This window comes from Flavobacterium magnum (genome assembly GCF_003055625.1).
GTDB classification, from domain to species: domain Bacteria; phylum Bacteroidota; class Bacteroidia; order Flavobacteriales; family Flavobacteriaceae; genus Flavobacterium; species Flavobacterium magnum.
The window spans coordinates 617,491-640,316 of record NZ_CP028811.1; the positions used below are offsets into that span (position 1 = coordinate 617,491).

The window sequence follows — 22,826 nt, forward strand, 5'->3', positions numbered from 1 at the left end:
AAACATTTTAAAAAGTGTGAAAGTTTCAAGGTTTTCGACCAATGATCAAATAACACCGACGTAATGCGCTTTTACCGAAAACGATTTCGCCAATTTTAACATTTTTTCCGGTAAATTGCTGTGTATTAAACGCTTATTTCAGCGTGCTGCACTCTCAAGTTGTTTGGCTTTGGCATACACCAGATCGCTTTCGAAACCCCTGCGAAGAAAATAGTCGCAGAATTTCCTGCGTTTCTTCAGGGTGTTTTTTTCGCTGATCGACTGCCATTGTTTTTCCGCCAGCTTCTCGAAAGTGCCTGCATATTCCTCCTCAGGAATTTCCTGTAACGCTTCCTTGATATTAAATGCAGAAATACCGCGCATTTTCAGCTCATTATGGATACGCTGGAATCCCCAGCCTTTGATGCGGTGCTTCCCCCGTGCAAAACTTCTTGCAAAGCGTTCTTCATTCAGGAAATCATTTTGGATTAGGTGAACGACCACCTCTCCTTTCTCGTCAGCACTCAGCGTAAATGAACGCAATTTTTCAGCCACCTCCTGATGGCAACGCTCCTGATATGCGCAGAAGCGCTCCAGTTTTTTAATGGCATCCGATAGCGCAGGATTGTTGTACATGGTACAAAAATACGTAATGAGCCAATAACTGGAATGTATGTGATGCATTTATTCCCGGTTGTGGACCGGATCTGACACCTTTCCCAACTGCCGTAATATTCAATTTACGACAGCTTAATATTGCAGTAACCTGAGCACGACCGGCTGAGCGAAAATACGTTTTAAGATGCTCGTTTACAATTCGTTTCTACGCGATTTCGTGCATTTAGCCGACAAAAAAAGCAGTTCAACGAGAAGTTAAAAATTAGTTAAAAAGGGATGCTGTGAAATGAAATGTTTGTCTCTAAATTTACTTCCCCCAAATTGATCCAACCCATACATTAAAAGATGATCATGCGGGTAGTACCAATGTTCCCCAACATGATTATTTATGAAGATTAAGGTTTTATTATTACTGTCGCTGTGCTTTTTATGCCTCGGAAAATTATCTGCCCAAAGTGTTGTAATTAATAAGTATTTCAACTCCGGCGGCACGACCGACATAGTGGAATTACTCGTCATCGCCGACAATACCGATATGCGGGGTTTATGGCTTAAGGATTTCTCCGGCAGCAATGCGAATGACGCAGGGGGCAGCTTCCAGTTTACGACCAATACATTGTGGAGCAGCCTTCGGGCCGGAACACTGATCGTTTTACGACAGGGTTCCACTGCCGCGAGCGATGTCAGCGTGGCCTGTAACGATTTCAGCCTCGACATCGGACTATCGAATACCACTTATTTTACCGCAGGCGGAGGATCATTCGACATCAGTACGAACGACATGGTCATGATCAAAAGCGGCACGGCCGCAGGAACGGCAAACAACATTCACACGCTCAGGGCAGGCGCAGCGGGAACGCAATGGACGAATATCTCCACAGGAACCAAAATCGGGACTACGTCGACCGCCAGCAGCTACGCAATTGTCGACAACGCGTCGTCAGTGATTGGTGATTTCAACCTCGGGACCTCGGGAGTTACTGTCGGTACCGGCTACACACTGGGCAGCGGAAACAATACGAACAACACGAACTTTATTACTTTTTTACGCGGACCTGTCGCGTCAGCGGCCAGCAGCATCACGGGCAGCGGGTTTAGCGCCAATTGGAGTGCCGTCACCGGCGCAAGCTCTTACCGGCTTGATGTGTCTCTGGCATCCGATTTTTCTTCGTTCGTTTCGGGATACTCCGATTTGAATGTAGGGAACGTTACAAGTTACAGCGTTACGGGACTTTCGTCCACGACAACCTATTATTACCGGGTTCGTGCAGTCAACGCAATCCCAACCACAAGCGGAAATTCATGTGTCATTACCGCGACGACCGGCAGCGGCTTCGCAGTTGACGGCACCATTTCAGCTAACGAATACGGCAACCACACCGATGGCAACAACCGGCAAACCTCAGGCAGTTCGGTAACTTATATGAAATGGGATGCCACAAACCTGTACGTCGGGGTAACCGGAGCCTCGTTGAGTGAAGGCTTTGTAATGTACCTCGACAAGGATCCGCAGACATTGGTGAACGGCGGCACCAACGCAAATGGCACCAATATTGGCCAAGGCTACGACAATACCAATTTTGCTGAACTGCAATTCCGTGCCGATCTGGTATTGTATGTCAAAAATGGCTACCGCGAATATCGGACGGCCAACGGCAGCAACGGATGGAGCGCTGCCACGAGTGGTTTCGGCAATTACGCCGACACCGGCACGGTCAGGGAGTTTTCTATTCCATGGTCTGTGATCGGCGGCATGCCCTCAGCTTTCAATTTCTTTTCCTATGTAACGAGCTCCGGTGGTTTTGTCTATGCGCAGTTGCCATCAGAAAATGCCGGCGGGAACATCGGGACAGCAGCCAGATACAGCCGTTATTATACGGTCAGCAGCACGACGATTGGCAGCGGTACGCCACCCTTCAGCCGCAACAGTTACGTATTCAACAGCGCATCGGATGTAACCGCTTTCGGACCCATAACAGCTTACGATTTCACGATGAATACCAATGGAAAGTATTTGTCCCGAACCGGAAGCACTGCGGGGAACTGGGTAATCGGCGGCAACCTCAGCGTGGGCGATGGCACCATATACCTCGGAAGCGGAGGCGGACCGTACGGCACCACCGCTGTGGCCGGAAACCTCAATGTATCCGGTGGCAGCCTCAATATGGACCAAACGACAGGAAGTGTCTCCGTGACCGGAGATCTCAATGTTTCCGGCGGATCGTATGACATGGCGCAAACATCCGGGGGCGTCAGCATTACCGGAAACCTGAACATCAGCGGAGGTAATTACACCATGAATCAGGCAACGGCGGCTACTACCGTCTCAGGAAATGTAACCGTATCTTCGGGAACACTAGCGCTTTCCACCGTGTCCGGTGGTGATGTCAATGTGGCGGGCGACTGGACTATCGGAGCATCAGCGACACAAACCAATAACGGCCGGGCAGTCACCTTCAATGGATCAGCCGGGAACCAGTCAATTACAAAAACCGGCGGCGGCATCGTGTATTTCGACTACCTCATCATTAATAAATCCACCGGAAATGCCGTAGTGAATGCCACTACCGACATCACCATCAACAGCAGCTCCGGAAACGTCCTGCAGCTTCTAAATACAGGAAGCCTCGACCTGAACGGGCGTTCCCTTACGCTCAACAATGCCGGAGGGGGAATATACGTATCGGGAGGTGCCCGCAGCATCACGTCCGCTGCGACAGCCCAGGTCAACATCAACGCGAATAAGTCAGTGTATTATAACAACTCGGGTACCGACACCCTGACTTTTGGAAACCTGCTGACCGTGCACGTAACCAATGCAGCGATGGACTTCGGCTCGGGAAATACCTACATCAACGGGACGCTGCAACTCAACGCTGGCGGTGGTGTGAACAGCCCGCCGGTCTATGGTGCCGGTTCCACGCTGAGATACTGGTATAACGGTTCGAACAGTGTGTACGGCCGCTACAACGAATGGAACGCCAACGGAGCGGGGACAATCGGCACGACCAAAGGATACCCGAACAATGTACAAATCAGCAACACGACCATACTGGATCTCGGAGCCAATGGCGGTGCCGCTACAGCAAGGGCTTTAGCCGGAAACCTGACAATCGATGACGGCGCCGAAATGCGTATGAGTGGCAGCAGCGCCATGTCACAACCCCTGACGATTGGTGGCGACCTGATTCTGGGTCAAGGGGGATCGGCGACAATGAACCTTTCCGGGACGAGTGGTGGTGACCTTAAAGTCGGCGGCAACATCAGCTTTACCGGAACATATAATTTCAATGCGAACAACAGGGCGGTATATTTTACTAAAAACGGTACGCAGACAATCACAGCACCTGTAGCAAGGCCTTCAACTTTCAACTACATCTTCTTCCAGCCCGCCACAGGCAGTACGACGCTGCAACTTGTAGGGGCGGATATGACCCTTGCTCCGACTTCCACGGGCAGCTTGCTTAACTTTAACAGTGCGGCTGACGTGTTTGACCTCAACGGCAGGACGCTTACACTTGGGAATGCCGGCATCAATAACGGCATCAGCGGATTGGGAACCTTTAAAGGAAGCGCGTCATCAAACCTGACATTACTGGGAATGGGCAGCGTTGGGACACTTCGGTTTACATCCGGTTCGCAAACGCTTGGTACCTTAACCATGAGCAGGCAAAACGGCGTTGTGGGTGCCGTATTGGGATCTGATCTGGCTGTCAATACCGCTTTGGTACTGACCAATGGGTTAATTGACCTTGCCTCATTTAACCTGACGTTGGCCTCTGCAGCAACCGTGACGGGCGGCTCATCCAACAGCTTTGCCATCGCGGACGGCGGTGGTGAATTCAGGAAAAGCTACGCCGCAACGGGATCATTTACATACCCTGTTGGAGACAATACCGTAATTGCAGAGTACAGTCCGGCCACATTAAACTTCACTGCCGGCAGTTTCACCAGTGCCTACGCAGGAGTGAAAGTCGTTGATGCAAAGCACCCGAACAATAGTGCGCCGACGAATTATATCTCCCGTTACTGGGCGGTATCGGCATCCGGGATTACTTCACCAACCTATAATTTTTCGGGCCAGTACATTGGGTCCGGTTCTGATATTAACGGAACGGAAACCTCTTGTGATTCCGGACGTTGGGACGGCAGCGCTTGGATACTCGGAAGTACCCTCGCTTCAAATACGGTCTCTGTCACCGGGCTGACGACACTGCCTGCGACAAACCACTTCACGGGTGGAAACCCATTGTCACCACCTGAAATCGATGTTTTGGGTAACAGCGTTTCGATTGCCAATGGTGACAGTACACCCTCTGCGGCCGACCATACCGATTTCGGCAGCGTGACTTATGGCGGTACCGTAGTGCGTACCTACACCATAAAAAATACGGGGGCATCTGCGTTAAATTTATTGGGCACACCGCGTGTACAACTCAGCGGGTCCTCATCGTTTGCAGTCACCACGCAGCCGGCTGCGGCAGCCGTGGCGGCCAATGGCTCACTGACCTTCCAGATTACATACACCTCTGGCGCCTACACTGCCGAAACAGCCAGTGTCAGCATTTCCAACAACGATTCGGATGAGGGCACTTACACTTTCGCCGTCACCGGAATAGGTACGCCGAGCGTGGCAAGTGATATCATTGCAAATTCCGGATACGTTTACAATTCAAACATTGCGTACAAGGATTACCAGGCTGCGGCCATTACCAATACCTCAAACTCAATCGATTTGTTCAAGTTTGACGTACGCGATGGCGGCGCTTCCGCAGATGCCGATAACCTGCCGACAATCCTGAGTGGTATCACGTTTAGCGTAAGCAATACATCGATGATACGTACGGCGGCACTTTTCAGCGGAAACGCCTTGGTAAACGCCTCCCCGACAATCAATACCGGCGCAGGCACGATAGCGTTCAGCGGATTGTCAGGCACCAATGTTACTGCGGCCGATGGCAGTTCAGCAGGCCTTACGCTGAGAGTAACCTTTACATCGGCAGTAACCGACAATACACAGTTTCAGGTGACGATAGCCAGCGCCAATGTGAGCGCGTCCGGGACCAATACCTCGTCAATGTTCGGGTCGTTTGCAAGCGTGGTGTCCAGCACCACCTCTAACCGGAATAGGATTGTCGTCGTGGCCGACCGCCTGGCTATCGTACAGCAACCGTCTAATACTACGGTGAATGCAGCCATGTCGCCGTCGGTAACGGTAGCGGGTGTGGACGTAAACGGCAATCGCGACCTCGATTACACCGGGACGGTCAGCGTCACCTCTACCGGCACACTCAGCGGAACGCCGGTAAGTGCGGCTGCAGCGTCCGGCCTTGCGACGTTCGCTTCGCTGACCCATACGGTTGCGGGTACCGGTTTAATTTTAACAGCATCCACGACAGGGCTGGCGACGGGCAACAGCGTCGATTCTTCAGCCTTTAACATCACTGCAATTACAAGCGTTGCCGGTGATTACAGGACGAATCCGGCTTTCTCTGGAATCATCTATTTTAACTCGACCACCGCTTCAGGGGGTGTGCGCCCGTGGCAAAAATACAATGGTTCCTCCTGGGTAGACGTAACCGGCAGCAGCGCTACGGAAGGGCCGGAAGCACTGGTAACAAAGCCGGGCACAATTTATATAACCAGCGGCTCGGGGGTTAGCTTTGCCGGAGGAGGCACCTACAATAATATCTATATCGATATGCCAACGGCTACCACTGTGGTAACGGCTGCCAGCAATTCCCCTGGCCTCACCATCGCTTCGGGAAAAACGTTGGAGGTCAAGAAGGGAATTTTTGACTGCAGCGGCGCGTTTGAGATGCTGGGCAGTTCGAGCCTGATAGTACGTGAAAATGCGGAAATGTGGATTTCAGGATCCTCTTTCCTGAGAAGTGCCGCATCGACTTTTGAGGTGGAAAATAACGCCTACGTCGAAGTTTCAGGTACGTGGACAAACCATTCCACGGCAGGGATCTGGAACGGTACGGAAATTTTCCACGAAGATTCGTGGTTCAACATTACAAAATGGACCAACAGTGAAAGGCTTTTTGATGCCAGCACGACTGTTTCCACGACGACTTTTGCGGGTGCTTCCGCGATGTTTGGTTACCTTACCATCGACATTGCTTCAGGCGCACTGGCGGGCAATTGGACTGTTTTCCCTCAAAACGTAAGCGCGTACCTTACCCACCGGGATTTCGAGATTTACAACGAGGAAACCGATAACATCAACCTTTATTCGGGCAATACCTCAACGCTGACTATCGGCGGCGATTTGTATGCAGCCGGCAGCGGAAACATTCAGGGGCAGGTGGGCAACGGTGCACTGACACTTAATGTGAAAGGCAATTTTACGAAAGACGGCACCGGCGACTTCAGGTTTCACGTCTCGAGTACTTCCACAAATGTGATGACCATGAATGTGGACGGAAATTTTACGGTAAACAATGGTTTTTTTGTGATGGATGCAAACAGCACCAGTGGCGCCACAACCAAAATCAACCTGAAAGGCAACCTTAAGAAACTGCTTTCGGGCCGTATGACGAATTCCAACTCCAATAGCGCAAACATCTCTTTCAATTTCTTGGGAAGCGCCGCACAGACCGTGGACGCCGTGGTGAACACCAGCGACATGCTCCGGTATAAATTCTTTATAAAAAGTGGTGCCAACGTTCAGATTATCAACCAGGATTGGAAACTGGCCGACAGCTCGTCGATCACGGTAGAGTCAGGCGCTACCATGGATTTTGGATTTTCCGGAACAACAGCCCTGAATGTCATCGAAACCACATCCAGTGCGACAACCGCTTTTGTGCTGAACTCCGGCGGCACTCTTAAAATCACATCGCCTTCGGGGATCACGGCGTCGGGGAGTGGCAACGTGCAGACCGACACAAGGACTTACACCCAGGCGCTGTCCACGTTCCATTACATCGGGAAGGCAAACCAGGTCACGGGAGACGGCATCACGACTGCTTCCAACAGCAAGTCCATTATTTGTGAACTGAATGCGGACACACTGCAATTGTCGCTCACCAACTCCACTTCAATCACGTCCCCGGGACTTCTAAACCTTAAAAAAGGGCAGGTGATAGAAACCAGTTCGTCTTACATTATCGGCAGCACCGGCGGTTTGACGATGGAGTCGAACACCTACTACCAGGTTGCAGCATTATCATCATCGGGTACTGACTTGATTCCACGCCTTGATGGATTGTCCGGAACATACAACCTTAACGGCGGAACGATCGAGCTTAATGGTGCCGGGTCACAGATACTGAGGGGATCGCGAACCTACAGGAATCTCACGTTTTCAAACACCGGGACCAAGACGATTTCATCTTCCGTCAGCACAATCACCGGAACAGTAACCGTCGCCAACGATGTCGTGCTTGACGTGGCAAGTTTTAATATGGGTGGCAGTGGCACCAACCTGACAATGACCCATACCTCGCAGTATAAAAACAGCGGCTCCGGGAGCAAACCGGACCCATCGGGCACCTACTCGCTGAGTACCACTTCGAAGATTGAATTTTACGGTACGTCGGCAACGTTGATCCGCTTGGGCGCGCCAATCAATTATGCCAATATTGTGGTTAGCGGCAGCAATGTTTCGACTTCTTCGGCCAATACCGGCATCAGGATGCAATCGGGCACTACGTTTACCGTTAAAAACGGCGCTGTTTTCAGCATGAGCAATACCAACGGCTTCAGCGGCGCCACCTCAACAGCAATCGACAATACAAATTCCCCGACAATTACACTGGAAACCGGCTCCACCATCGACTACGCCGGTGCAAACCAAAGCCTTACGCCTTTCTCACCATCGTATTACAACCTGAAGGTTTCAGGTACGGGCACGAAGACGATTCCGGGCACTTCGGAGATATTGGTCGGGAACAATTTAACGGTTACTGCATCGACCTTACAGATTGACGCCAACAAATTATTGACAGTGACCAATGCCATCAATACGATTGACAATGCGATTGATGTAAAAAATAACGGCAACCTGGTGCAAATCAATGATGGGATTTCCGACACAGGAAAAATTTACGCGACGAGGATCAGCAGGGCAATGGTGGAGAATGATTATGTATATTGGGGCACACCAGTCCAGGAAAACGCATTGCCTCAGTTGCCATCCGGCTTTGACACCGCGTATGAATGGAATCTCAACGGTAATTACGACGGTTACTGGGATGGAATGGCAGCAACCACCCCGGGACGCGGCTTCATTACCCGCGTAAGCGCGGCCGGACAGGGAGCGGGGCAGAATTTTGTCTTTAACGGGACGCCAAACAACGGCGTGGTGACCGTGCCCGGCGACAGCTACGACGGGGTGACGCCATCATCGGGTAACTCGATATTGCTGGGTAACCCGTACCCGTCCGCAATCTATGCGTCCTCATTCATTACCGATCCGGCAAACCTGAATAAGATTGGAGGGACGCTCTACTTCTGGACTTCTTCCACCGTTTATACCGGAGGAGAATACAACACCAACGATTATGCAACCTGGAATCTCTCGGGAGCGACGGGTGTGAAGGCTTCCACTGATTTTTCGTCAAATGACAATCTGAAGCCTACAGGAAAAATCGCGTCCGGCCAAGGATTCTTTGCCGTACTGCTGGAAGATTACAATGTTACTTTCAACAACGGCATGCGGGTGCGCACTACTGCCGACAATACGCAATTTTTCAGGAACAGCAATGAATCGCAAACCGTTGCTGATGAAGGGAAATTATGGCTGAACCTAAGCAATGACAACCATGCGTTCCGCCAGATGCTCGTAGCCTACGTCAACGGTGCTACCAATGGTTATGACAACCTGTTTGACGGCAACAGCATTACGTCGAATGAAGTCAATTTTTATTCATTGGCCGATCAAAAAACGCTCGTGATCCAGGGAAGGGCAGTGCCGTTCACCGACAGCGATCTGGTACCGCTGGGCTTGCGCGTCACCAATCCGGGCAATTACACCATAACACTCGACAGCACCGAGGGATTTTTTGCAAATGCACAGGACATCTATGTTGAAGACCTGCAGCTCGGCATCATTCATGACCTGAATGCCGCGCCGTATCAGTTCACCACCGATGCCGGTACCTTCGACAGCCGTTTTGTATTGCGGTACACCAACGGCACGTTGAATACCGATACCTTTGAATCCGAAAATGTAGCTGTGGCCGTGAATAAGAATTTGCTTTCAATAAAATCTGTAAGAGAAAATATATCGGCGGTAGCTGTATTTGATATTGCGGGAAGAAAAGTGTTTGAGAAGGGCGACCTTCAAACCCATGAATTTTCAGCACGCGATATTGTACTGAACCATCAGGCGCTGATCGTTAAGATTACGCTTGATAATGGAACTACGGTGACGAAAAAAATTGTGTACTGAAATAAAATCTGAATCTGAAAAGAGCCCGTCATAACTGATGGGCTTTTTTATTTCTTGAGGTTTTTGTTAGTCCGGATGATGGCCTGCTCATTTTTATAGTCAATCCATTGTTGACCTTTCCATTTGCGCATGAACACATCGTAATGGCGCATGATGAGAATGTTGTACACTGCCTTGGACAGATTGGCCGCATTCCGCGGGAAAGCCCTCAGGCTCATCGAAAATCCCGGCGTGAGGTACTTCATATAGTGCCAGTACCCTTCCGGCATGTAGAGCATTTCACCGTGACTGAGATCGCATACGAGTCCGCGGGCGTTTTTCAGAGCGGGCCATTTCTCATAATCTGGGTTATCGAAATCGATGTCTTCACGTGCAATCAACGCGTGCGGTACCTTGTACATGAACCGGGTTTCGCTTTGCGGAAATATCACACAGCGTTTTTTTCCATGGAAATGAAAATGCAGTATGTTTGAATAATCGATGTCGTAATGCATGAAGACTTTTGAGTTTTCGCCCCCAAAGAACAACATCGGCAATTGCCTGATCAGCCTGAGACCCATATCGGGCCATTTGAAATCGAGTTTCAATACGGGCACTTCTTTCATCAGGTTGTAAAGGAAAATACGGTAATTTGTAGGGCCGGAAAGCAGCATGTCGACGTAATCGGACATTTTCATTTTCTTATGCGCCTCGTTGAAACCTTCTTTGTGCGAGACCGGGCGGTCGTCATACAATGGCACAATCTTATCCCCTGCCACAGCCTTCATATAAGCGAGATCCCATTTGGTAAACGCCGGCCAATCCTCGATGAGCTGCTCCACGACGACGGGTTTCTGTTTTTTTACATAGTTGTCGTAAAAGTCTTTTTTGGTGATGGTCTTTACGCGCTCAATTTGGGTTAAGTTCAGACTCATATGAGAAGATTGAAAACGAAATAAATTAAAAATGCCTTTGATGGTGTCAAAGGCAAAGTTAAAAAACCAATATTTTAATTATATAAATTTAACAAAACCGAAACATATCAGACTTTCGACTTTTGCGAAGCTTCGATATTTCTTTCGATTGTGTGTCCTGGCCTCGTCCATTTTGGCTTTTCGCCAAGCGCCGAAAATTTCGACTGTTCGGCTTCCACGGTTTCAGGTTGGGCGGCTTTTACGAAAGGTTTTTGCGGAATCAGCCCCAGCATGTCAAACATTTTCATGTCATCGTTCACATCCGGATTTGGTGTTGTAAGCAATTTATCACCCGCGAAGATTGAATTGGCTCCGGCAAAAAAGCACATCGCCTGACCTTCCCGGCTCATACTCATCCTTCCGGCGGAAAGCCTGACCTGCGTTTGCGGCATGACAATCCTGGTGGTGGCGACCATTCGGATCATTTCCCAGATTTCTACCGGCTTTTCATCCTCCATCGGCGTGCCTTCCACAGCAACAAGCGCGTTGATGGGCACCGATTCCGGCTGCGGATTCAACGTAGCCAACGCGACAAGCATGCCTGCACGGTCCTCAATGCTTTCGCCCATTCCGATAATCCCGCCACTGCATACGGTAACGTTCGTTTTACGCACGTTCTCTATGGTTTGCAGGCGGTCTTCAAATCCGCGTGTCGAGATCACTTCCTTATAATATTCCTCTGACGTATCAAGATTGTGGTTGTAAGCGTACAAGCCGGCTTCCGCAAGCCGTTGCGCCTGATTTTCGGTAAGCATCCCCAATGTGCAGCATACTTCCATATCGAGTTTGTTGATTGTCCGGACCATTTCCAAAACCTGATCAAACTCCGGGCCGTCTTTTACATTCCTCCATGCGGCTCCCATACAAACACGCGACGAACCACTCGCCTTGGCGCGCAATGCCTGGGCTTTAACATGGCTTACGGTCATTAAATCGTTTCCTTCGATATCCGTGTGATACCGTGCTGCCTGTGGGCAATAGCCGCAGTCTTCGGGGCATCCACCGGTCTTGATTGAGAGCAGTGTGGATACCTGCACAACGTTTGGGTCATGAAATTGGCGGTGGACGGTGGCCGCTTCAAAAAGCAGGTCCATCATGGGTTTATTATAGATTGCGATGATTTCGTCTTTTGTCCAGTCGTTTCTTGAAACACTCATACACTTGTTTTAATGTTGGTTCAAAAATAACGAATTCGCCCCGAACGGAAAAACATCGGGCAGCAAAGTTTAAATGTGCCGGCAAACCATAAAAAAAGACCGCAAAATACGGTCTTCAGTATGTTTAATGACGCACTTTTTTAATCTACACGGTTGATCTTCTCAACCTTATTCTTCCAGAACTGCATCAGGCAGAAAGAAACAATCATCGAAGCCGCTACTGATTCGAAAAGCAATCCGATGCAATAGGTGTAGATTGAGGCTTCGCCGCCCCCGAACAAAAATTCATCGGAAAGGCTTTCGAGGTAGGCTTCGCCGCCTTTGTAATAAATCAGCGAAAGCAATCCCGCGATACTCAGCACAGCTCCGATCATGGAGGTGATGATCGCCGAAATCAGGTTGGTGTTGTACCCGCGTATGCCTTCGTTGTAATTTTGGCTCAGCGTCCTGTTGACACCATATACTACTATAAATACGTTCAGCACACGCAGGTAAAAATGACCCGAAAGCCCAAGGGCGTCCATGATCAGAAAGTAAATTCCTATTCCTAGGAAAATAATAAATCCATTGATAAATTCTCTAGATAGTTTCATGATAATCCGGTTTTTGGTTATTGGAAAGATTTTGCATCTTAAATTCAACCTAAAATTACGAATTAATCCGGGCAAAGCTTTTCAATGGTCTTACAAAATTCCCATTTTGGCAAACTTTTAATAATAGTGTCGATATTGCTGGAATCTTTACCTAACTTCCTGACGATCTGGAAGCTATATAACGCAATGAAAATTCCCGATCCTCATCGAGCTTTTGCCGGAGCAGTTCAAGGCTTTCAAAATGCGCCTCGTCCCGTATTTTACAACATATGGAGACGGTAATGTCAGCGCCGTACAAGTCATCCTGAAAATCGAAATAATGGACCTCAATGGTTTGCGTCGTTCCACCCACGGTAGGATTGGTGCCAATACTCATCATGCCGTAAACCATACGCCCGTTAACGATACTGCGCACTACATAAATTCCTATTGCCGGTATGAGTTTATAGGTTTCACTGATGTGGAAGTTGGCCGTAGGATACCCTATGGTACGACCCAGCTGCCGGCCTCTAACGACTGTCCCGCTGAAAAAGTATTCGTATCCGAGGTATTGGTTTGCCAAGGCAATGTCGCCTGAAAGCAATGCGTTCCTGATTTTGGTGGAGCTGATGGCAATCTCATCAATTTCGATCGGTGAAATCTGCTCTACCTCGAATCCGTAGGCTTCCCCGAATTGGATCAGGTCATTGATGTCCGCCGTACGGTTTCTGCCAAAACGGTGATCATACCCGATGATGATCTTTCGGATGTTGAATTTCCCGACGAGGATGTCCTTCACGAACGCTTCGGCAGTGAGTCTTGAAAAATTTTTATCGAATGGATGGATGACGAGATTGTCCAGGGTGGTTTCGGCGAGCAGTCCGCACTTCTCACCAATCGTATTTAACAGCCGGATGTCATTGTCATCCTGGAGCACCATCCGCGGATGCGGGAAAAAAGTGAGTATGAGCGTCTCAAGGCCGCCATGGGCGCTTTGCAGCAGCCGTTCGATGATTTTCCTATGGCCGAGGTGCACCCCGTCAAAAGTCCCGAGCGTCATTACAGTGCCGTTTCCGGGTGTAAAATCATCGATGGAATTAAAGATTTTCAAGCTGGTCGATTTAACTGCAAATTTAGAGCATCTGCCCAAATTACAGTCATTTATCAAATTAAAATTTCCATTGCCAATCAAATGCGCGATTTCTTAAAAACCTTGGATTTTAAACTGCCGTTTGGCAAATTTTATTAAATTTGACTGACAATTAAACTTTTACGCGATGAAAAGAACATTACTCCTACTCCTGTTTTTCAATTTATTCTTTGGCGCTTATGGCCAGGGCGGCCGTTTGTGGACAAAAATCGAGTCCGACAAAACGCCCGTATCTGAAAAACTGGTTAAAAGATCGGTTCCCTCCAAATTTCAGGTATTTACGCTTGATATGGCGGAGCTGAAATCAAGATTGGCAGGTGCACCTGACCGAAAAGACAATAAAATAAAAGACGGCGTATTGCTTCAATTCCCGAATGAAACCGGCGTATTGGAAAACTACAGGGTTTTCGAATCGGCTGTAATGGATCCCGCATTGGCAGCAAAATATCCCGATATTAAGTCGTATGTCGGCATCGGCGCCGATGATGCTGCAGCCACGATTTGCTTTACCACGACGCTGTTCGGACTGCATTCCATGACATTATCAGGGAACCACAACAATGTGTTCATAGAACCTTACACCAATGACCTTAACAAGTATATGGTGTATGACAGGGGCAGCATCCTGACTCCGCCTGCGTTTGAGTGTTTTATGGATGAAAAATCGGACGATCAGCACCGCGATGCCAATAGCACGCAGTCAAGCACGCAAATTTTCCGCACGTACAGGCTGGCTCTTTCCTGCACGACAGAATACGCTGATTTCCATGTTAACGCCGCAGGCGTTTCGAGCGGAACCCTGGCTCAGAAAAAGGCTGCCGTATTGGCTGCGATGGTGGTCACAATGGCGCGGGTAAACGGCGTTTTCGAAAGGGATTTGGCCATACACATGAACCTGATTTCAAACAATGACGTACTGATCAACATTACGTCCGACAATTTCAGCAACACCAACGGCGGCTCGTTGCTCGGCCAGAATCAAAGTTTCGTAGACGCCAACGTAGGCAATTCCAATTACGATATTGGGCACGTATTCTCAACAGGAGGCGGAGGCATTGCGAGACGGGCCAGTGTATGCAACAGTGCTGAGAAAGCCAAAGGTGTGACAGGTTCAGGGGCTCCGGTTGGCGACGCCTTCGATATCGATTATGTTGCCCACGAAATGGGACACCAGTTCGGCGGCAACCATACCTTTAATGCCGACTTTACCGGAAGCGGATCTTGTGAAACGAATAAAAACCTGCCAACCGCAGTCGAGCCCGGAAGCGGAACCACCATCATGGCGTATGCAGGAATTTGCAATAACGTGAACAATGTGCAGAACAATTCTGACGCCCATTTCAGTTTCATGAGCATCCAGGAAATCGACAGCTATGTGGCATCCGGCGGAAATTGTTCGGCTAACGTCGCCATGACCAATTCACCTCCGGTCATTAAGCCGATTCCGAACTATACAATTCCGAAAAGCACGCCATTCATTTTAAAAGGAAACGCTACTGATGCCCAGGGCAACACGCTTACCTATTGCTGGGAAGAGAATGACCGTTGGAATGAAAATACAGCCGCGAAGTCAGCTCCACCGGTGGCTGCAAATGCCGGCGGCCCTAATTTCCGGTCAAGGCCACCTTCCGCTTCGCCGGAAAGATATATGCCATTGCTCTCCAGCGTGTTGGCGAACAACATCACACCAAATTTCGAAGTAGTGCCTTCTGTGGCCAGGACTATGAATTTTGTACTCACCGTACGCGATAACAATCTACTGGATGGAGGGCAAACGCAAAGAGAGGATATCACGGTAACCACAGCCAACGTTGGCCCGTTTGTGGTAACTGCCCCGAACACAACAGTGTCTTTCGTCGCGGGCTCGAACCAGACGATAACCTGGGACGTCGCCGGTACAACATCCAATGGCATCAATTGTAATTTTGTGGATATTTATATGTCGAGCAATTCAGGATCGACATTTCCGACGCTATTGGCAAGCGGTGTGCCAAATGACGGTTCAGAGATCGTGACAATTCCAAACCTGATCGGTTCAAGCAACCGCATTATGGTGCGCGCGACTGACAATATCTTCTATGATGTCTCCAACGCGAACTTCGCGATTTCAAGTCCGCCATCAAGTTTCTCTATCGCAATTGCAGGCATCGCAGGCAAACAAAACCAGACTGCCTGTGCAGGAAGCACTATCGTATATCCGTTGACATATGCTGCCCTGGGAGGATTTAACGGAAATACAACATTCAGCGTCACCGGAAATCCACCGGGATCTACAGTGACATTCTCGCCTAATCCGGTAAATGCGGGCGGCGGTGTAACGATGACCGTTTCGAATACATCAGGAATGCCCGACGGCTTTTATACAATGACGGTCACTGCAACATCAGGCGCCACAACCAAAACGGTAAACCTGTATTTGACGGCATCCGAAATATTCTTTTCCGTAGTTAGTCCCGTGAGCCCCGTGAATCTCTCGACTAATCAACCGACCAATGTCGTGCTGAATTGGACTGAAGACTCGTTCGCAGCGGACAGTTATGACGTGCAGCTTGCAACCGATGTAAATTTCGTAAATATTGTGGCGAATCAGACAGTAACCTCAAACAGTTTCCAAACTTCGCTTAACACAAACACCACATATTTCTGGCGTGTAAGGCCCAGGTTTAGTGCGTGTGCGGGATCTTATTCAACTGTATCACAATTTACTACCGGGACGTTAGGAGTTGAAGAACCGGCAGTTTTTAATTTCAGCCTATACCCGAACCCGAATAACGGCAGTTTCAACATTCAATCGGACAGGTTGGTTTCAGAAAACATCCAGATAATGGTCTACGACATGCGCGGACGGGTGATTTTTGACCAAAAATATCCCGGACGTGCTAACTTCGATGAGCGTATCCAACTGCCAAACGCACAGGCCGGCGTTTACCTGCTGTCTGTTTCCGATGGCGCGCAGAAAGCCATCAGGAGGATCGTAGTTAAATAAGTTGATAACATACAAGTGAGCGCTTTCATTCATTGAAGGCGCTTTTTTATTGCCAATACCATGTCTGAAAAAATTCGCTGCGGCTGGTGCGCCGGAGATGCACTTTATGAAAAATACCACGACGAAGAGTGGGGTGTTCCCGTTTATGAAGACCGGAAAATCTTTGAATTCCTGATCCTGGAAACCTTTCAGGCCGGTTTGAGCTGGATTACAATCCTTCGCAAAAGGGAAAATTTCCGCAAAGCGTTCGACAATTTTGATTATAAGAAAATAGCAAAATATGACGAAGCCAAAATCCAGGACTTAATGCTTGACGCAGGAATTATTCGCAACCAACTCAAAATCCGTGCGGCGGTCACAAACGCCCTAGCCTTTATGGAAGTGCAGCACGAATTCGGGACGTTCAGCAAATACATCTGGGGATTTGTAGACGGCAAACCGATTGTCAACAGTATGCGTGGCCTTTCACAAATTCAGGCTACAACACCTATTTCAGATGCCTTAAGCAAGGATTTAAAAAAACGCGGATTTAAGTTTGTCGGTTCTACGGTAGTCTATGCGCACATGCAGGCCACCGGCATGGTCGACGACCATATCGACAGTTGCTGGAAGAAAACGAGGGTTTAGGCTTTCAACAGCCATTCCATGAATTCCTTTCGCGGAATTTCGCGGCATCCTAAACTTTCCAGATGGCGATTGTGGATCTGGCAATCTACCAGTTCGTATTGCCCCGCCAGATGAATGAAGGCGGCTTTGGAGGCGTTCGGAATCAATGAAAACATACTTTCCCCCGAAAAGACGTGCCCCAGATCAATGCCATACAGTCCGCCGGCGAGTTGCCCCTGATGCCATACTTCAATTGATTTGGCAAGACCTTCCTCATGAAGCTGGCAGTAGGCATTTATCATTCCTTTGGTTATCCATGATCCCTGCTGGCCGGCGCGCGAAATTTTGCTGCATTGTGTAATCACCGCTTCAAAATCCCGATTGATTGTGATATCGAACATATTCCTGTTCAGGATATTCCGCATACTTTTGGAAATCCTGATTTCTTCAGGGAAAAGCACCATCCTTTGTGGCGGAGCCCACCAGATAATAGGTTCCTCTTCGTTGAACCAGGGAAAGATGCCGCTGCGATATGCCAATGCCAGCCTCTCTGCCGAAAGGTCGCCGCCGAGGGCCAGTACCCCATACTTATCGGCGCGCTCAACGGGTGGAAAATACAAGTCGTCTGTCAGTATATACATGGCAAAAAAAATCCTGACCAAAGCCAGGATGTTAACTCTTTTTTATTCTTAGAACGGCAAATCGTCGTGATCTTCTTCCTTGAAATCCGGCGCGGGCTCAAAAGCCGGTGCAGTCGGCGCGGCAGCAGCATATACAGGCGCTTCCGCAGCCATTCGTTCAATCCTCCAGCCTTGTATGCTGTTAAAATATTTTGTTTCACCCTGAGGGCTTACCCATTCGCGTCCCCGCAAATTGATCGAAACCTTCACGGGCTCCCCTACCCTGTAATTGTTCAGCAGGTCACATTTGTCCTGACCAAATTCGATCATGATGTGCTGCGGATACTGCTCTTCGGTTGTGACAACCAGTTCTCTTTTTCGGAATGTGGCGCTTACCTGTTGTTCGGCGTTGATCACTTTGATTTTTCCTGTAATTTCCATCGTCTTGTAATTTATTGTTGTTTAAATCCGTTCTGCCAGCAGCACTTTCCAGGCGGAAAGTACATCATCGCGGTCAAGATATTCCTTCGCCTTACGATGGATTTTCTCTTCATCATCAGCACTCAGCACACCCTTGACAGCGATGTTAGCTTTTACAAATATATTAATTTCTTCGGTAGTGGGCAACGATTCGGTGTTTCCTAATTTGCCCAGGTCGTTTCCTGAAAACACCTTACTATCTTTTACAAAATCAGGTATTTGGTCCACACCGATACCCAATGTCGTAAGGGGTTTGGGGACTTCAAAAAGGCCTGCATTCGACCGGGAATACCAGTTGGCTCCAAGCCTGGAAACCAAATCGATCTTATGCTGATCGATTGCTCCGTTTTCATCAAGCACTGATTCGTGCACGTGTATCTTAAGCACTTCGCAGATTACAAGATTCCCTGCACCGCCGCCGCTGCCCAACGCGATAATATCGTTCACCCGGCATTCAAACTGCACGGGGCTCTCGGCGACGCGATATGGCTTTACAATGTCAGACGGTAGCTGTGTCAAGCCTGATTTCAGGAATTCATTCACCCCATCGGGATATTCGGTGCTGGAGAGCGATGCCTGTTGCACGATGTCGTAATTCACCACGTTGATGACGACCTCTTTGGTGGCCTGCACATTGAGCAACGTATGTTTTACGGTATTGTCACGCACGCGCCTGGCGGGTGAGAAAATCAGTATCGGCGGGTTTGAGCTGAATACGTTGAAAAAACTGAACGGTGACAGGTTCGGAATCCCGTTTTGATCTATGGTGCTCGCAAAGGCAATCGGGCGCGGGCCGACGGCGCTTTGCAGGTAGCCCTGTAACTGAACTGGTGAAAGGTCTTTGGTTTCGAAGCTGGGCATGGAATGAAGTTTTTGCAAAAATACGCAAATGTTACGACGATTCCCTAGCCCGGATAGCAGTGGAAATCCTTTTTAAAGGAATTGGCGGCGCAGCGAGGCAAATCCTTTAAAAAGATTGCAACAAATAGCCGGAAAAGCTTCAAAAAATAAAAATCGCTATATTTAACGCACAAATTATACCCATGGAATTTTCGGAAAGGAGGAATGCCACACGCTGGGCGATTATCGCCGCTTCGTTTGTGATTGTGTTGCTGATCTTGTGGAATACTTACGCGCTGTTCCAGATTTTTAAGAACGAGGAGCGCATTAAGCTCGAAAACTGGGCGCTGGCGCAGGAAAAAATCAACTCGATTGATGTCAATGATGTCAACGCCGACCTCGAGCTGCCATTTGCGTTGGCCCAGCATCCGCCGAGCATCCCGATTATCCTGGCCATGAACAACACCATCGTGAATACCAATGGCATCGACGAGGCTATTTTAAAGGATAAGAGAAAGCTCAACGACTACATCAACAAACTTAAATCGCTGAACGACCCGATTGTCACCAGGCTATCTAAGGACAAGACGCAGTACCTTTACTATGGCGATTCGTCTTTGCTGAACAAACTGAAATATTATCCCGTCGCGCTGCTGCTGATCATCTTTCTTTTTGCTACCGTGGTTTACAATTTTTACCGAAGCACGAAGATGGCGACGCAGAACAAGCTTTGGGCCGGAATGGCCAAGGAAACCGCGCACCAGATCGGCACGCCGCTGTCATCGCTTCTCGGCTGGCTTGAAATCATGAAAGCGGACCAAGTTGATGAGACCACGGTGAAGGAGATCGAGAAGGATGTGGTGCGGTTGCAGTCGATTGCGGACCGTTTTTCGAAAATCGGATCGGAACCGATACTCGAAGAAAAGGACATCATTGCCGAGACAGAAGCCTCAGTGGAATACCTCAAATCCCGTTTTTCAAACCAGGTTGCCTTTACATTTACGGGGCCACACTACCCGGTGATGGTGATGGTCAATCCTATATTGCACAGCTGGACCGTGGAAAACCTCGTGAAAAATGCGATCGACGCGATGCGCGGCAAAGGCAATCTTGACATTGCCATTATCGATGGCGACCGTTTTTTACGGATTTACATTTCAGATACGGGAAAAGGCATCCCGAAGAAACAATTCCGACGCGTGTTTGAACCCGGGTTCACTACAAAGAAGCGCGGTTGGGGACTGGGGCTGTCACTTACCAAGCGGATAGTGGAAGAATATCACGATGGCAAAATCAGGGTGTTGCATTCGGAACTCGGGAAAGGAACGACCATAATGGTCAGTTTCCGGAAACTTGTCAGGTAAGACGTGGCTAAAAAAAAGGTTTCGGAAAACGTATGGTTTACGCCTCCCGAAATCCTGAAGTCAAAAAAAACCCGGCAGTTGCCGGGTGATTTTTTACGGGGTACTGGTGAAGGTTTCCTTTACCACCTCGTTGTCGCCGTCGCCATCGAAATCGTACGATGCTTCGACCTGCATGGTTTGTGCGTTCAGGCTCAACACTTTGCCCGTTCTCGAAACGCCTGCTGCCGTGAGTGTGATCACGTTACCGCTTACGGTGTATGTGTACTGATCCACGACTTCCTCGCAATCTACTACATCAACGTCGCGCACGACGCCTCCCGTTTTCAGTTCAATGTAGTCCTTTCCGCAGGTTTCGTGGTCATCGTAAGGGAAGGTTTGCCCGGCCACTTCGTAAGACACGTAGTACCATTTTCTTTGCAATAGGCTTTGGTCGATAGATGATGACCCGTTGTCGTCATCACCTGAGCAGGACGCCAGCAACAATGTCGCAGCACCCAGAAGCATGATTTGTTTTTTCATGTTGATTGTGATTAATGATTGATGAATTATTTCGGTGCAATATTACTGCATCAAAATCAAACACACAATCAACCGAAAGGTGGATAAATAACGTTACAGGTTTGCGCTGATGGCCGCGGCGAGCGCCTCAAATTCTGGTTTGTCGAGCGTCACTTTGTTCTGGAAACGCATGTCGCCCATCTCATTTAAAGGAATCAGGTGAACGTGGACGTGCGGGACCTCCAGCCCAATGACAGCCATGCCGACGCGGTCACAAGGAACGGTTTTCCCTATCGCGAGGGCCACTCTTCGGGAAAACTGCATCAGTCCGGTATACGAATCGGCATCGAGGTCAAAAAGTTTATCGACTTCTTTTTTGGGGATACAAAGCGTATGCCCTTTTGTATTCGGGTTCACATCGAGGATGGCGATGTGATGGTCGTCCTCGGCGATTTTATACGAAGGCAGTTCGCCATTAATGATTCGGGTAAAAATACTCGGCATAGGTTCCTCTTCAAGATTAATCCCTCGACACTTCAAGCACTTCAAACTTCAGGATGCCGTTTGGTACGGTGATTTCAGCGACTTCTCCGACCGATTTTCCAAGCAATCCCTTCCCGATTGGAGAGGTTACGGATATTTTCCCGGCTTTAAGATCGGCTTCACTTTCGGCAACCAATGTATATTTCAATTCCATGCCATTGGCCTGATTTTTGATTTTCACGTTAGACAGCACCAGTACTTTGGACACGTCAAGCTGTGATTCATCAATCAACCGGGCATTGGCATATAAATCTTCCATTTTGGAAATGCGCATTTCGAGCAGTCCCTGTGCTTCCTTCGCTGCGTCGTATTCGGCATTTTCGGAGAGATCGCCCTTATCGCGTGCCTCGGCGATGGCTTGCGAGGCCTTCGGGCGTTCTATGCTCTTTAACTGTTCCAGTTCGTCTTTCAGTTTTTTCAGTCCTTCGGCAGTATAGTATGATACGTTACTCATAATTTCATCGTTTATAAAATAGAAAAAATCCCATCTGCAACGGGATTTCTTTTGACAAAGATAGTATTTTTCAGTTGGCCCCATAATTATATGTTAATCATGGAGAACCCAAAGTTAATTAAATTAAATTTGTCCGTACAATTATCAGCTGATTTTTTTGATATGAAACGCATAATACCGCTTTTTACCTTAATACTGTTAGCCGCCTGTTCCGGAAGCAGCTCAAGATACCGCAATCCGTTTCTACCCGAATACGGCTTTTCGATGGACATCAATACCAATTTACCCACGCTGAGCGGACTCAACTCACCCATAAACCCGATCATCATTCCTGACAACGGAAGCGGGATTACAATCATCGCCATGAAAATTTCCGATAACGATTACCGTGCCTGGGATGCCCATTGCCCGAACCAGACGCCGTCGGCCTGTTCGCTGATGGACATTGACGGGGTGAACGCCGTCTGTTCCTGTGAAAATTATCAGTACAGCATTTTCTCCGGAGACGGGCCTCAGGGCGACTACGCCATGAAACCCTACCGGATTTCAGTCATAGGGAACAACCTGCTCCGCATATCCAATTAAAAAACCGGCCTTGACGCCGGT

16 protein-coding genes are annotated in these 22,826 nt (G+C 48.8%); 5 read left to right on the plus strand and 11 right to left on the minus strand.

The genetic code is table 11. From position 1 onward, the window contains the following. Positions 1-138: 138 nt before the first annotated feature. Positions 139-615, minus strand: coding sequence for a regulatory protein RecX (locus tag HYN48_RS02420; RefSeq protein ID WP_245946016.1), 477 nt, complete (start codon positions 613-615; stop codon positions 139-141). Between the two features lie 370 nt (positions 616-985). Between HYN48_RS02420 and HYN48_RS02425 the strand changes: the two genes are divergently transcribed. Beyond that, a complete protein-coding gene (locus HYN48_RS02425) occupies positions 986-9,997 on the plus strand; it encodes a choice-of-anchor D domain-containing protein (protein ID WP_108369619.1) in 9,012 nt (3,003 codons plus the stop codon). A gap of 47 nt (positions 9,998-10,044) precedes the next feature. Here HYN48_RS02425 and HYN48_RS02430 read toward each other — a convergent pair whose 3' ends face one another. The 4 genes from HYN48_RS02430 to HYN48_RS02445 all read right to left on the minus strand — a co-directional run bounded on the left by HYN48_RS02430 (position 10,045) and on the right by HYN48_RS02445 (position 13,790). Beyond that, entirely contained in the window at positions 10,045-10,911 is an 867-nt protein-coding gene (locus tag HYN48_RS02430) for a cupin-like domain-containing protein (RefSeq protein ID WP_108369620.1), read from the minus strand. Between the two features lie 107 nt (positions 10,912-11,018). Continuing rightward, the gene (bioB, locus tag HYN48_RS02435) at positions 11,019-12,107 is read right to left on the minus strand and encodes a biotin synthase BioB (protein ID WP_108369621.1); all 1,089 of its coding nucleotides are present in this window, start codon (positions 12,105-12,107) and stop codon (positions 11,019-11,021) included. 140 nt (positions 12,108-12,247) lie between these two features. Next, positions 12,248-12,700 (minus strand): hypothetical protein, encoded by a 453-nt coding sequence (locus HYN48_RS02440; RefSeq protein ID WP_108373289.1) that lies wholly within the window; start codon positions 12,698-12,700, stop codon positions 12,248-12,250. A gap of 151 nt (positions 12,701-12,851) precedes the next feature. Beyond that, positions 12,852-13,790: a bifunctional riboflavin kinase/FAD synthetase gene (locus tag HYN48_RS02445; RefSeq protein ID WP_108369622.1), complete on the minus strand. Its 939-nt coding sequence runs from the start codon at positions 13,788-13,790 to the stop codon at positions 12,852-12,854. Positions 13,791-13,956: 166 nt separating this feature from the next. Between HYN48_RS02445 and HYN48_RS02450 the strand changes: the two genes are divergently transcribed. Next, positions 13,957-16,815, plus strand: a complete 2,859-nt coding sequence (locus HYN48_RS02450; RefSeq protein ID WP_108369623.1) for a zinc-dependent metalloprotease family protein — start codon at positions 13,957-13,959, stop codon at positions 16,813-16,815. Positions 16,816-16,875: 60 nt separating this feature from the next. Beyond that, positions 16,876-17,442: a DNA-3-methyladenine glycosylase I gene (locus HYN48_RS02455; protein ID WP_108369624.1), complete on the plus strand. Its 567-nt coding sequence runs from the start codon at positions 16,876-16,878 to the stop codon at positions 17,440-17,442. Here the strand turns inward: HYN48_RS02455 and aat are convergent. From aat to HYN48_RS02470, 3 genes are read right to left on the minus strand one after another with little or no spacing between them, the layout of a single operon-like run. Further along, positions 17,439-18,062: a leucyl/phenylalanyl-tRNA--protein transferase gene (gene aat, locus HYN48_RS02460; RefSeq protein WP_108373291.1), complete on the minus strand. Its 624-nt coding sequence runs from the start codon at positions 18,060-18,062 to the stop codon at positions 17,439-17,441. The genes HYN48_RS02455 and aat overlap by 4 nt on opposite strands. A 48-nt stretch (positions 18,063-18,110) precedes the next feature. Further along, positions 18,111-18,482 (minus strand): DUF3127 domain-containing protein, encoded by a 372-nt coding sequence (locus tag HYN48_RS02465; protein ID WP_108369625.1) that lies wholly within the window; start codon positions 18,480-18,482, stop codon positions 18,111-18,113. A 21-nt stretch (positions 18,483-18,503) separates the two neighbouring features. Next, the gene (locus tag HYN48_RS02470; RefSeq protein ID WP_108369626.1) at positions 18,504-19,382 is read right to left on the minus strand and encodes a flavin reductase family protein; all 879 of its coding nucleotides are present in this window, start codon (positions 19,380-19,382) and stop codon (positions 18,504-18,506) included. A gap of 182 nt (positions 19,383-19,564) precedes the next feature. On the opposite strand from HYN48_RS02470, the gene HYN48_RS02475 reads away from it, so the two are divergent. Next, complete coding sequence (locus HYN48_RS02475) at positions 19,565-20,725, plus strand: sensor histidine kinase (protein ID WP_108369627.1); 1,161 nt, start codon at positions 19,565-19,567, stop codon at positions 20,723-20,725. Between the two features lie 93 nt (positions 20,726-20,818). Here the strand turns inward: HYN48_RS02475 and HYN48_RS02480 are convergent, their stop codons facing one another. The 3 genes from HYN48_RS02480 to greA form a co-directional block, all read right to left on the minus strand. Next, a complete protein-coding gene (locus HYN48_RS02480) occupies positions 20,819-21,244 on the minus strand; it encodes a lipocalin family protein (RefSeq protein ID WP_108369628.1) in 426 nt (141 codons plus the stop codon). Positions 21,245-21,337: 93 nt separating this feature from the next. Beyond that, entirely contained in the window at positions 21,338-21,727 is a 390-nt protein-coding gene (locus HYN48_RS02485) for an HIT family protein (RefSeq protein ID WP_108369629.1), read from the minus strand. 16 nt (positions 21,728-21,743) lie between these two features. Then, complete coding sequence (gene greA, locus HYN48_RS02490; protein ID WP_108369630.1) at positions 21,744-22,220, minus strand: transcription elongation factor GreA; 477 nt, start codon at positions 22,218-22,220, stop codon at positions 21,744-21,746. A gap of 162 nt (positions 22,221-22,382) precedes the next feature. Between greA and HYN48_RS02495 the strand changes: the two genes are divergently transcribed. Further along, positions 22,383-22,805 (plus strand): Rieske (2Fe-2S) protein, encoded by a 423-nt coding sequence (locus HYN48_RS02495; protein ID WP_146171703.1) that lies wholly within the window; start codon positions 22,383-22,385, stop codon positions 22,803-22,805. Positions 22,806-22,826 lie beyond the last annotated feature (21 nt).